Source organism: Pectinatus frisingensis (assembly GCF_015732285.1).
GTDB lineage: Bacteria > Bacillota > Negativicutes > Selenomonadales > Selenomonadaceae > Pectinatus > Pectinatus frisingensis.
Window position 1 is genome coordinate 36,097 of the sequence record NZ_WIQU01000053.1, and the last position, 12,861, is coordinate 48,957.

General features: G+C 36.0%; 10 protein-coding genes and 1 other RNA gene. 3 read left to right on the forward strand and 8 right to left on the reverse strand.

What is annotated here, in order from left to right; translation table 11 throughout:
- The first annotated feature begins 132 nt into the window (after positions 1-132).
- A non-coding RNA gene (ssrS, locus tag I6751_RS09580) (6S RNA) lies at positions 133-317 on the forward strand.
- 59 nt (positions 318-376) lie between these two features.
- Here the strand turns inward: ssrS and putP are convergent.
- Both putP and I6751_RS09590 read right to left on the reverse strand, forming a co-directional pair.
- Complete coding sequence (gene putP, locus I6751_RS09585) at positions 377-1,855, reverse strand: sodium/proline symporter PutP (protein ID WP_196590662.1); 1,479 nt, start codon at positions 1,853-1,855, stop codon at positions 377-379.
- A 414-nt stretch (positions 1,856-2,269) separates the two neighbouring features.
- On the reverse strand, positions 2,270-2,989 hold the full coding sequence (locus I6751_RS09590) for an SDR family oxidoreductase (protein ID WP_196590663.1): 720 nt from the start codon (positions 2,987-2,989) through the stop codon (positions 2,270-2,272).
- 191 nt (positions 2,990-3,180) lie between these two features.
- Between I6751_RS09590 and I6751_RS09595 the strand changes: the two genes are divergently transcribed.
- Positions 3,181-4,053 carry a LysR family transcriptional regulator gene (locus tag I6751_RS09595; protein WP_196590664.1) on the forward strand — a complete coding sequence of 291 codons (873 nt, stop codon included), beginning with the start codon at positions 3,181-3,183 and terminating at the stop codon, positions 4,051-4,053.
- Between the two features lie 102 nt (positions 4,054-4,155).
- Here I6751_RS09595 and I6751_RS09600 read toward each other — a convergent pair whose 3' ends face one another.
- Together I6751_RS09600 and I6751_RS09605 are read right to left on the reverse strand one after the other, a co-directional pair.
- Positions 4,156-4,812 carry an amino acid ABC transporter permease gene (locus I6751_RS09600; protein ID WP_196590665.1) on the reverse strand — a complete coding sequence of 219 codons (657 nt, stop codon included), beginning with the start codon at positions 4,810-4,812 and terminating at the stop codon, positions 4,156-4,158.
- A gap of 86 nt (positions 4,813-4,898) precedes the next feature.
- Entirely contained in the window at positions 4,899-5,969 is a 1,071-nt protein-coding gene (locus I6751_RS09605) for a pyridoxal phosphate-dependent aminotransferase (protein ID WP_196590666.1), read from the reverse strand.
- A gap of 262 nt (positions 5,970-6,231) precedes the next feature.
- On the opposite strand from I6751_RS09605, the gene I6751_RS09610 reads away from it, so the two are divergent.
- Positions 6,232-7,398 (forward strand): PucR family transcriptional regulator, encoded by a 1,167-nt coding sequence (locus tag I6751_RS09610; protein ID WP_196590667.1) that lies wholly within the window; start codon positions 6,232-6,234, stop codon positions 7,396-7,398.
- 300 nt (positions 7,399-7,698) lie between these two features.
- Here the strand turns inward: I6751_RS09610 and I6751_RS09615 are convergent, their stop codons facing one another.
- From I6751_RS09615 to I6751_RS09630, 4 genes are read right to left on the reverse strand one after another with little or no spacing between them, the layout of a single operon-like run.
- Positions 7,699-8,844 carry an iron-containing alcohol dehydrogenase gene (locus tag I6751_RS09615; RefSeq protein ID WP_196590668.1) on the reverse strand — a complete coding sequence of 382 codons (1,146 nt, stop codon included), beginning with the start codon at positions 8,842-8,844 and terminating at the stop codon, positions 7,699-7,701.
- On the reverse strand, positions 8,841-9,863 hold the full coding sequence (locus tag I6751_RS09620) for an NAD(P)-dependent oxidoreductase (RefSeq protein ID WP_196590669.1): 1,023 nt from the start codon (positions 9,861-9,863) through the stop codon (positions 8,841-8,843). Before I6751_RS09620 ends, I6751_RS09615 begins: the two co-directional genes overlap by 4 nt.
- A gap of 19 nt (positions 9,864-9,882) precedes the next feature.
- Positions 9,883-11,166 (reverse strand): aspartate aminotransferase family protein, encoded by a 1,284-nt coding sequence (locus I6751_RS09625; protein WP_196590670.1) that lies wholly within the window; start codon positions 11,164-11,166, stop codon positions 9,883-9,885.
- 20 nt (positions 11,167-11,186) lie between these two features.
- Positions 11,187-12,860 carry a M20/M25/M40 family metallo-hydrolase gene (locus I6751_RS09630; protein WP_196590671.1) on the reverse strand — a complete coding sequence of 558 codons (1,674 nt, stop codon included), beginning with the start codon at positions 12,858-12,860 and terminating at the stop codon, positions 11,187-11,189.
- Position 12,861 lies beyond the last annotated feature (1 nt).

Here is a 12,861-nt window from a genome sequence, read left to right on the forward strand (position 1 = left end):
TTAGATTTACTTGTATAAAACTATATCCATTCTATCAAAAAAATGCTTATAAAACAACTTAATATAAAAGATTGCTACCTGTCAAGTCTTGCACGGCATATTTATTTATGCTATTATTTATTAAAAGATTACATATGCCTGCGATGTACGTAAGCTTTTTAAATATGTCTAACCTTACTCTTTTCAAAATGGAACCTGATTTTAGCATATAGCTGCTGGATCGTCTTGAACGAATAGCAAACGTATTGTCTTAAAGGTACCGCCCTGCATATATGCAGGTATAGGCATGTAAAAAGATACGGCACCATGGGCATAAAAAACCGCCATTCTTATGAATGGTGGTTTTTTATGTGTCGAAATAATTAATATAATTTATTTATATGTTGCTGTGCTTTACCGAATCGAAAATATTGATGATTTCTTTACTAGGCGGAGTATCAAGGAGACTGACGACAATTATTGCCAATAGTGAAAATAAGAAACCGGGTATTATTTCGTATAATCCCCAAATGGCAAAATGTTTCCATAATATAACAGTTATACCACCAATAATGATGCCGGCGATTACACCTTTATTGGTCGTTCGCCGCCAAAATAGAGAGGTAAGAAGTGCCGGACCAAAGCAGGCACCAAAACCAGCCCAAGCATAAGCAACCATATCCAAAATCAGATTATCAGGATTTATTCCCATGAGTATGGCAATGACGGATATGACTATAACAGATAATCGACTCACCCAGACGAGTTCTTTTTGATTATTTGTCTTATGAATAAGAGTTTTGTAAAAATCCTGGGAAAAAGCGGAAGCTGCCACTAGCAATTGTGAAGATGCCGTACTCATGATTGCAGCCAATACTGCCGATAATATCAGGCCGGCAACAAAGGGAGAAAAAAGATCATGGCTCATAACTAAAAATACAGTTTCTGTATTGCTGCCGGTGAGTGGTTCTGTTAAATAAATTTTGCCGACCATACCGACCAGGACTGATGCGACTAAAGAAATAATTACCCATGTCATGGCAATATGAGAAGCTCTGGTGAGTTCGGAAGAAGCTTTTATGGCCATGAATCGTACTAAAATATGCGGCTGACCAAAGTAACCCAGGCCCCAGCCAAGCAGTGATATTATTTCGATGAAAGTCATACTGGAATTATCCGGTTTCAAAAATGGATTGAAAACTTGTGGATCAAGCATGTGCATGGCCGTAAAACTGGTACTGAACCCACCCAATAAAAATATAGCGAATAATGGCACGACTACAATCGCTAAAAACATCATTACACCTTGGATAAAATCTGTCCAGCATACAGCAAGAAATCCCCCGGCAAAAGTATAAAAAACGATTACGAATGCACCCAGTATAAGTGAGTATATATAGGGAATACCAAAAACCGTGTTAAATAATTTTCCTCCGGCAACAAAACCTGATGAAGTATAAATGATAAAAAATATCAAAATGAAAATGGCAGAGATAATGCGGAGTAAATTATTATTACTATGAAATCTATTTTGGAAAAAATCTGGTAAAGTCAACGAGTTGTTGGCCAATTCTGTGTATTTTCTGAGGCGTTTGGCTACAAACTGCCAATTTGCCCAAGTACCTAAAATCAGGCCGAGAGCGATCCAACCGGCATTTAGACCGGCAAGATAGGCAAAACCGGGTAGACCCATAAGCATCCAGCCGCTCATGTCAGATGCTTCGGCACTCATTGAGGTGACCCAGGGACCGAGTTTCCTGCCACCCAGAATGTAGTCGGACATATTATGAGTGCGGCGATAGTAATAAGCGCCAATGAACATCATGAGCAGCAGATAACAGGCAAATGCAAGAATAATGGCGATGTTGTTGTACAAATAATCCACTTCCTATGTTAGTTAATGTTATAAAAATATTACCGCCAATGTGATGAATTAATTTGAGATAGTTACGAAGAGAAATACAATTCATCGACGATATTATAATTATATTATTTTTTTATATGTTATTGCAAGGGTGAATAATATAACAAGCAAATGAAAATTACCATGATAAAGAGGCGCAGATAGAATTTAATTGATAAAATATTTGGGTTTGCAATGGTCATCTGTAAATAATAAAACTGAGCTCATTCAGTGTATGCAATTCAACTGAATAAACTCAGTTTTATCGTTTTTTAATACCGCCTGATCTTGTTGCAGATAAGGTCATATTTACTGGCACTTATGGTATTTTGACGTATCGGTATTGCGTGCGGAGTTTTTTAATATTGGAATCGATAAAACAACTTATTATAAATATCTGGCTCCTCCTTCAATATGGATGGTTTCACCGGAAATATTCCCGGCACTCAACAGCCATAAAGCTGTATTGACGATATCATCGGATGTGCCGGCACGTCCGACCAAACTTGAGACGGCTGCATTTTTAAGGAGTGCTTCTTTTTCTTGTTTTCCGAGAATATCCCAAGTACCGGAATCTGTAATACCTGGAGAAATTGAATTGACACGAATTGGAGCCAGTTCTCTGGCCAGTTGTGAGACCAAGAATGCAACTGCCCCATTGGTTACGCCCATGACTGTATACCCGGGGGTTGGCTTCCAGGCAGCTACACCAGAGAAAAGCAGAATCGAACCTGTCGAAGATAGAATAGGCGCAAAGTGTTTAGCCAGCAGCATAGGACCGATTACCTTGGCTTCAAATGCTGTGACAATTTTATCATGCTCCAGATCCCTGATAGCTGCGTTATGATGCGCAGATGCGGTTATTATTATGTGGTCAATGTGTTTCAGTTCAGCTGCAGCGGCTGCAATCGTACTTTCATCTGTAATGTCGATCTGGATAACATTTGCAAGTGGGAGTTGCGAGACTGCCTGAAAAGCTTTTTCGATGCTGCGTGCTCCGATAATTACTTTGGCTCCGGCTTCACTGGTTTTGCGGGCAATGGACAGACCTAAATATTTCGCTCCACCTATGATTAATATTTTTTGGCCGTTAAGTTGCTTTTCCATTTTTTCTCCTTTGTGTGGTTTATTGTCATATGATCACAATTATTTAAGATATCAAATTTTATTCGATGTGGATAAAATAAATTGATTGTGATATATTTCTGACTATAGAATATATTATATTCAGGTATTTATCCAATTGTTATTATATATATCGGATATAGCTGAAACGCATAACTATGGAGGAGATAACGATGATCAGCATTGAACAAATTAGATATTTTTTGGAAATTGTCCGTCGGGGTAGTTTGAATAAAGCATCAGAGCATCTTTATATCTCACAGCCGTCTCTTTCAAAACAACTGCGGCAGCTTGAAAAAGGACTTGACTGTAAATTGCTTATCCGAAATTATAGTGGAGTGGAAACTACGCCGCAGGGAAGACTTCTTTATGAAACTATGAGTAGTGTCATGGATGAGTTTGACCGTGCGGTTGAGCAAGTCCGTTATTCTTCCAAAATACAGCAGCTGCGTATTGGGGGATTGGGCAATTTGGTGACCTATTTTCTTCCCAGATATATGGAGAGATTGAGAGCGAAAGGGAAAAATCAGGTGATTATTGATACTTGTCTTTCTAATCAGGAGTTGGTCGAAGGTGTCGAAAATGGCAAGTTTGATATGGTATTGCTCTCTAATGCAGAACCACAGAAGGATGTTGCAGTAATTCCTCTTATGACGGAGCCGCTTTATGTAGTTTTTCCGGTAAAACATCCGCTGTATCACCGGAAAAAGGTCAGTTTCCTGGATGTTGTGCTACAGGAAAAATTAGTGCTGTATAAAGATCCTTGTACGATTCGGGCATCTATACGCAAAGCATGCAGCCGTATAAAGGTTATACCTAATGTTGCATTGGAACTTGACTTGACGGAATCTTTGCTTAGTTATGTAAGTAGAGGAAAGGGAGTTACAATTCTGCCTTCGATTGTGGCTAAAGCAATTAAGACGCCATATATCGCTGTACGGGAAATTAATCAAATCCCTATTTACCGGGAAATTGCCGTTGCTATGAAAAAGGAAAATATCGCTGCGTATCTGCCAATGTTTTCTGATAATGCCGAGACATTTTGAATATGGAAACTATGGTGATGAAATTTATTATTCTTATAAAATCATGGTCAATTTGAAAGTACAAAATAAAAATGGATTTATAAGGGCAGTTGTGATAAAATCCTATTTTATTTCAAATTTTGTTTCCATATATGAAACTAGTCGGGAAATGGTAAGCGTCATAACCAGGTATATGATTGCAACACTGAGCCAGATCTCTATAGAGCCATATGTGCGCGCTATGATCAGCTGTCCTCTGCGGGTGAGTTCTTCGAATCCGATAACTGAAACGAGTGAGGAGTCCTTTAATAAAGCGATGAATTCGTTGCCCAATGGCGGTATAACGCGTTTAAATGCCTGCGGCATTATTACTAACTTCATAGTTTGTGTCCAGTTTAATCCCAGAGAGCGGCCAGCTTCCATTTGACCATTATCTATTGACTGGATGCCGGCTCGGAAAATTTCTGCAATATACGCACCACTGTTTATGCCGCAGGTAAAAATTGCTGAAAAGAAAGGACTTATTTTCAAGCCTGTAAGCAGTGGCAACGCAAAGTATATAAAGAATAATTGTACTAATAATGGTGTGCCACGCATAAAATTGATATAAATCATGGCTGCAATGCGAAGAAATTTAATATTTGAAATTCGTACTGTACCTGACAGTAATCCCACTGCCAAACCTATTATAATGCTTAATACGGTTATTTTTATTGTAATCAGTGCCCCTTCTAAGAGTAATGGCAGTGAAGTTATGATCAATGAATAGTTTAATTCCATTTTGCAGAACACCTCTGTTATTGATAAATTATTTATAATAAGCGTCTTTGCTTAAAATGTATTTTATATTATTTTGTTATATGGTATTATGCTGCCAAACTTAATAAAATCTTTCTTGTAGTTTGGACTACTGCTGTCATTTCGAGCATAGTACCGACAGTAATACGGAGAAAATTTCTTATTCTATCCGGTTTTTTATAATGACGGGCTAGTATGCCATGTTCTCTTAATTTGATGTTGTATTCTTCAGCACTTAACCATGGGTGGCTTACAAAAATAAAATTTGTATTTGATTCTAGAACATAAAAATTCATTTTACGCAATTCATTTGTTATATACACTCTTGCCTCAATTACAGCCTGTACGGTTTGCTGCAGATATTTTCTGTCGAGCATGGCGGCTGTTCCCACTGCCATGCTTATGTCACTTAGATTGAAAGGATTGAGCACCGATTTTATCGATTCTATATCAGCAATGAGTTTTCTATTGGCAATGCAGTATCCTATATGTGCACCAGCTAGATTTCTTGATTTGGACATAGTATGTATGACTATCAGATTGTCATATTTTTTTATAAGAGGAATTGAACTTTCATTTCCATAATCTATATATGCTTCATCAATTATTACTAATCTATCTGGCTTTGAATTTACGATTTTTTCTATTTCTTTGATAGAAAGGACATATCCGGTAGGTGCATTAGGATTGGCTAAAATTATATGCCGGTCCGTCTCTATGAATTGATTTATATCGATAGTGAAATCTTTTTTTAATTCAATTTCTTGTGCATCTATATCCAGGGCTGATGCTAATGTTGCATAAAAGTTATATGTTATATCAGGGTAACATATATGTTTGTTTTCAAAAAAAGTCAGAAAAATATATCCAAGTATTTCATCAGAACCATTACCAACAAAAATTTCTGACATTGATACATCGAATGTATTTGAAACAGCTTTCTTTAATTCTCGGGAATATGGATCCGTATACATCCCTAATTGTTTCATCCTGTCACTTTTTAATACCGCGAGTACCTTGGGGGATGGTGGACATGAAGTTTCGTTGGCATTAAGTTTAATATAAATTTTGTCTTTTGGCTGTTCACCGGGAATGTATGGTTTTAGATTTCTGTAACGATTGCTCATGAATTTTCCCATTATTATTGTCATCTCCTAAAAATAAAAGACGCCTGAAATAAAGTTATACCGTTATTTCAAGCGCCTTTGCTCTTATAGATCAAAATCGTATTTAATTTCTTTTAGTATAATTTATGTTAATAGTTTTTTCTATTTGCTTTTGACTAAAAATTTGACCTTATTTTTATACAAACTGAAAAATTTTGTCCAAAATCGTTTTTTTTGTAAAAAGAAATTAATATATATTATAATGGTAGCATATTAACACAGAGGAGAATGACTTGTGCTGCAAATAAATGAGGTCATAAATCTTACAATTTTTAGGAATTTCAGACTAGTAGCTGGTAAGAATGGATTGAATCGTGAAATTACTAATGTAGATATTTTGGAATATGAATGGTTTAACGATGGATTTGAAGTCTTTCATGAGGGAGATTTTATAATAACGTCATTATTTTTTGCCAAGGATAACCAGAAGTTGATAGAAAAAAGTTTTATACGGCTCATAGAAAAAAAAATTTCCGGCATTGCCATAAAAACAATTTTCTTTAAGGAACTTCCACCTGAAATTTTAAAAATGGCTGATGATAATCAGATACCGTTATTTCTTTTTTCCTCAGCATATATGGAAGATATAATAATTGCAGTGAATGAACTTTTAAAATCGAAACAAAAATATCTCTTATTTGAGGAAAAAATACACGACCTTATAGATAGGTCGAATAGCAGAGAAAAAATAGCTTCTTCAGCACATGAAATAAATTCACATTTTAAAAATAATGTCATTACCTTTTATTTGACCTTTTATGATAAAACCGTTTCACCGCGTGAAATAACCAATTATTTGAATCGTCTATTTTATAAACAATACCGCAGTACTGATTTGTCAAATATTTCTCTTGTAAAATATAAAGCAGGATTAATGATTTTCTATACCTTTCCTGATAATGAAAAATGTGATAATGATATACATTTATGTAAACGGATATTAAGATATTTCGATATTCCGTTAAATTTATTTTGCATCGGTATAAGCAATCGTCATAAAACTTTTATGCAATTGGATATATCCATTCAAGAGAGTATTTATGCCGATAAAATTTGCTATATAAAACAAAAAAAATATTTATATTACAGTGGGTTGGGTATATATTCTTATTTGATGCCGCTTATGAAAGAACGTTCCATTCAAACACAGGTTGATATTATGATAAATATATTACTTGAATATGATCAAAAATATACATCCAATTTATTGAAAACTTTACTTGCATATGCTAAAAACAATGGAGAAATTTCCAAAACTGCAGCTGAGTTATTTCAACATCCTAATACAATACGGTACCGTTTACAAAAAGCAAAAGATTTATTGGCACCATATCTTGATGAAAAAAATTTTTATGAATATATTTTCATTTTTATGAATTTGTATTTGTTGAAAACAGGATAAAGTTAACAATGATCAGTTATCTTTGGGCATTAATATTGAACAATATCAAATATTATTGTAAAATCGACAATTAACCAATGAATTTTTCAGCGTAGAAAAATTATGCTGATAACAAAAAGACTGCCCCACATAGGCATTTCCATTCATAAATATGCTGCAATATTTCCCTTACCTTGTTCGTCACCGAATAGTCAGGATAGTGGCAGCAGTGGTTATGAATTCAATGTCGTCTGTGCGACAGTCATTTTTGTTATTTAATATAGTCAGGCTTGATTGGCGCAATGCAAAATGGAGTATATATTATCCCCAATTTATTTCATTTCCATAGTATACACTGCGGATAAATATTTTCATATCATCGACAGATACTTTTATTGGATTGACCATAGTTGAACCTAGCATGGCGTTTTCTACTAATTTGTCATAATTCCTGATAAAATCTTTCTCATTGACACCGGCATCCTTTATGCAGGCAGGAATATTGATTTCTTGGCTTAATTCACGCACTTTTTCAATAATATCACTGTCTATTGCATGTGATATTATTTTATATTTTTTGGCAACCGCAATGTTTCTTTTATTATAATCCATAGAATAAGGCAATATGACAGCATTGGTCAGTCCGTGTGCCAGATTATACATTCCTCCAAAGGCATGGGAAACACCATGGACCATACCAAGCCCGGCATTGGAAAAAGACATGCCGGCCATACATTGAAAAGCATGCATTTTTTGGCGGCTTTCAAGTGTTCCCTGTTTGCAGGAAATCGGCAACCAGTGCAAAATGCCTTCGATTGCCGATTTGGCTAGTGCATCGGTGAAATCATCACCACTTGTATTAATATAACTTTCCAGCGCATGGGTCAAAGCATCCATACCAGTTTGGGCTGCGATATGCGGTGGCAGACTCATAGTGATATTACCATCAAGTATTGTTATATCAGGACGCAGACATTCTGCTTTTATTGCTAGTTTTAAATTTTCTTCAGGATAAGTTATTACCGATACGTGCGTAACTTCGCTGGCAGTGCCGGATGTCGATGGTATAGCTATAAATTTGGTCTTTTTCCTTTGAATCGGCAATGGTTTGTCAAATATATTATCAAAATTAAGTTCGGGAAATTCATAAAATAATAGTACTGCTTTTGCAGCATCCAGCGGAGATCCGCCGCCAACGGCAATAAAAGTATCCGGTTTAAAGAGCTTTGCTGTTTCCAATGCCGCATTTACTTGATATTTTGTAGGATTTTTACTTATTCCCGAATATATTTTAAGATTGCTGTCTGGTTTTTCCATATATTTTTCTATCTTGTCGATTATTCCGGACTCATACATTGATTTACCACCAGTTATGACCATAGCTCTTTTATATGGGATTTTTTTTAAATATGCCAATGAACCAACGCCATTAACAATATTTTCACCATGAAATCTCAATATCTTCATTTTTTCGCCTCTTTTAAATTTTTACCGACAACGGAAGCTATTTCCTGCCAGTTTACTATTTTGAATACTTTATCATATTCATGTTTTAGATAATGTGCCACGTTTTCGCAGGAAATGCGCTGCAGATCATCCAATGATTCTCTTGAATAAAAAGCTGCATGCGGCGTTATTATAACATTTGTTCTGTTTGTTAATTTGCAGTTGACTAGATCTGGATCTTCCTGACTTAAAACATCCAGCCCCGCTCCGCTTATAAGGCCTGAATCCAATGCCTGTACTAAATCCTTCTCACATACGCATTCACCGCGTGCCGTATTTATAAAAATGGGATTTTTTAGCATTTTTTCAAATCTGTTTTTGTTAAAGAAATGATAGTTTTCTTTTGTTTGTCGCATGTGATTAGTTATAATATCAGCATTTTGGCAGGCTGTATCAGCGTCGACTAGTTCAATACCAAGTTTTTTTGCCATTGCTATATTGGCAAACGGATCAAATGCCATTATCCGCAGACCAAATGCCATAGCACGTTCAGCCACAGCACGACCTATTTTGCCAAGTCCGAATATGCATAAAGTTTTCCCCGTTAGTCTTTCCAGTGATATTGAATGATACTGCCATCGTTTTTCCTTGTCAATATCATCTATATAGTGTTTTATTCCGCGGCTCAGGGATAAAATCAGTGCCAGTGTATGATCTGCAACTTCATTGGTGCAGTATTCGGCAATAGGTATTATTGCTATACCGCGTCTGGTTGCTTCGTCATAATCTATAAAATTATACCCTGTAGAATTAAAGCCAACACATTTCAATTTTGGCGCCTGATCCATAACGGCGGCATCTATTTGCAAGAAAGCCGTCAATAAGGCATCAGCATCTTTGATTATATTATAAAATTCGGCCTTATCAATATAACTGTAAGTTACGATTTCAACTTCAGGTATATGCTCTTGCAATATGGTTTTTTCATAATCAAGATTGCGTTTGATAACGTCAGGATAATCAGCAATTACTATTTTCACAATATTTTCCTTTCACGCATCACTTTTGTAATTCATCAGCTATTATTTTGTCGAGAACATCCAGCGCAAAATCAATTTCCTTTTCAGTAACTATTGTCGGGGCAATAAAGCGGATAACGTTATGGTATGTACCGCATAACAATAACAGCAATCGTTTTTCCAATGCTTTTTCTTTTATTTTGGCTGCCAGTGCCGCATCAGGCACAGCATTCTTTTGTACTATTTCAATGGCAAGCATCAATCCGATGCCGCGCACGTCACCAATCACTGCCGGGTATTTTTTTTGCAGTGCGAAAAGTTTATTTTTCATATATTGTCCCGCTTTGACGGCATTATCCAACATGCCATCATTTATCAGCACATCCAACGTAGCCAGACCTGCCGCACAAGCTACCGGATTGCCGCCAAAGGTACCGCCATGTGCTCCGGCCGGCCATTTCTCCATATATTTTTTACGTCCGACAATTGCGCTGAGCGGGAATCCCGATGCAATGCTTTTAGCCAAAGTAAAAACGTCAGGACGTACACCAAAATTTTCGTAGGCAAATAATTTACCGGTACGTCCCATACCTGTTTGAATTTCGTCAAAAATCAGCATAATACCATACTTATCACAGGTTTCACGTATATAATGCATAAACTCGATGGGTGGCACGATATATCCGCCTTCACCCTGTATCGGTTCCATAATAATTGCGGCGACACAATGAGGATCTATTAATGTTTCAAATAATCTTTCCAAGCATTCACGATACTCTTTAGGATATGGGCCATCTCCCTTTTGGTATGGCGTACGATATAAATTAGGATATTCTGTAAAATAAACACTAGGCAGCAATGCTTCATAATTTTTGCGATAAGCAGAATTAGAAGATGTCAGTGATATAGTCCCTAATGTACGTCCATGAAAAGACCCTCTGAATGCTATAACAGCTTGACGCTTTGTAACATATTTGGCAAGCTTTATTGCCCCTTCATTAGCTTCAGCGCCACTATTGCTGAAATATACCATGGTATCTCCACCAGACAGTTCAACTAATTTTTCGGCGAGCTTTACATAACTTTCATAATATACAACATTGTGTCCGCCATGTATCAGCAAATCTATCTGTTTTTTTGCTGCGCTGACGACCTTGGGGTGATTGTGTCCTATATTGCATACAGCAACACCGCTGGCAAAATCCAATACCTTTCTTCCATTTTCATCTATAAGATAGCATCCTTCACCTTTTACTACTCCCATTGTTGTTGCTCTTTTGGCTATCGGCGGCATCACTTTCATACATCTTTCATATAAATTCATATCAAACCCCTCTTTTATTATTAGAATATCAAAAATTTTTTTATAGTATATTCAATAAGATTTGGTAATACACCAAAAGAATATGGCATATATACACGTTCAGTCCATTTGTGTGCATCTTTACCAAAACAACCATAATTTATGGCCGGGATAGCAAGATTTTTAATTTTTTTCAACGGTACTGGATGCAGTATACTGAATGCAGGAAAATTTTTTAACAAACTATCAATTGATGCATCATCGTCATCTATTGTAAGATAACTGCTATCTGATAAGCTTTGGAAAAATTGTTTTATTTCATATTTTTCGCTTGATATTATAGCAAATTCATTAATGGTGTTTTTTAGTTTTGTATAGAGTGCATTTTGCTGCGGTTTTTCTTCATGAATAGTATTATGCGGACAATATGGTGCGGCAAAAAATAATACTGCTGATGGATTTTTTATTCCGGCTATATCAAAAAGTTTTTGCGTCATTTTCAATGGTATTTCACGCTTATCCGTATTATCTGCCAAGCAGTCAGCCAATATATCATCCAAAATCTTACTTATATCGCCATCGTATTTGTTTTGTGCTGTAGTATATAGTTCATCATAAGTTAAAACCTGTAGTTCATATTCAAATGGTTGATAGTCGATACCGGAAATTTTACAAAATGCCTTATACTGTTCATTAATATTGGACTGTACATTGTTCAGCGCCTGCTTAGCCGCAGCTGTAAGTTTATTTATGATATCCTGCATCGACGTATTATGGACAAAATAATTGAAATATATAAAAGCCGAAACAGCGGTTTGTACGTTATATGACATTTTCAGATCTTTGATCTTCAAAACTGAAGGAGGTAAAGTATACTCGTTGCGGTATTCATCACAAAAATCACAATTTAAATTGATTATGCGTATAAGCTCCGCTGCCACCATTGATGCGTCAAAACCTTCAAAACATTGTCCCACATGAGTTTCTTTACCATTGATGTAAAAACACGGCAGTAATTTGCCGACTGCGCCTGTGTAAACATAGCGAGTCTTGTCATTTGGATATAATGGACATATATAATCATTATTGATGGCAAATAAATAATTTAGTCCCTCTTTTTCCTTTAGTTCAGTCAAAACTTCCAACCCGTCAATCATGCCCGTATGGAGATTTTCTTCCACCGGATTAAATGACAACAGTATATTGCCGCTGAATTCATTGACGCGCTTGCTGAACCATTTAGCCAAAACTAAAAACACAGCATCGCCTGATTTCATATCACAAGCGCCACGACCAAACAAATAATCGCCGGAATTAAGATCGGCGCGGACCTCATCGCTTAGATCGAGTTCAGATAATTTTTCCATTAATTTTTCGGCATTAAATGCAAATTTACTCAATAAGCCATAATCGTCGACACCAACTGTATCAATGTGCCCATGCAGTAAAATCGTATCTTGTGAGATGCTTTTTTCACCCTTTATCAAAGCAAAAACATTATATCTGCCTAATTTATCATTTTTTAAGTTCTGTATTATTATTTGTTCGGGATGTTTTTTGAAATAGGGGAAAGCACGTAAATAAGTTTCAATATAGGCCGCTATTTCCTTTTCACCTTCCCCAGTAGAATTTATACTGGGAATTGAAACCAATTTTTTTGTAAGTATAAGAATTTCATTGTACAAATCATTGTTTTTTTCTTGTATATTCTTCAAT

What these genes read in the sequence shown, in the direction of transcription:
- I6751_RS09590 (WP_196590663.1), bottom strand. Translation starts at nt 2,989, where the DNA reads ATGGAAAAGCAACTTAACGGCCAAAAAATATTAATCATAGGTGGAGCG.
- I6751_RS09595 (WP_196590664.1), top strand. Translation starts at nt 3,181, where the DNA reads ATGATCAGCATTGAACAAATTAGATATTTTTTGGAAATTGTCCGTCGG.
- I6751_RS09600 (WP_196590665.1), bottom strand. Translation starts at nt 4,812, where the DNA reads ATGGAATTAAACTATTCATTGATCATAACTTCACTGCCATTACTCTTA.
- I6751_RS09605 (WP_196590666.1), bottom strand. Translation starts at nt 5,969, where the DNA reads ATGGGAAAATTCATGAGCAATCGTTACAGAAATCTAAAACCATACATT.
- I6751_RS09615 (WP_196590668.1), bottom strand. Translation starts at nt 8,844, where the DNA reads ATGAAGATATTGAGATTTCATGGTGAAAATATTGTTAATGGCGTTGGT.
- I6751_RS09625 (WP_196590670.1), bottom strand. Translation starts at nt 11,166, where the DNA reads ATGAATTTATATGAAAGATGTATGAAAGTGATGCCGCCGATAGCCAAA.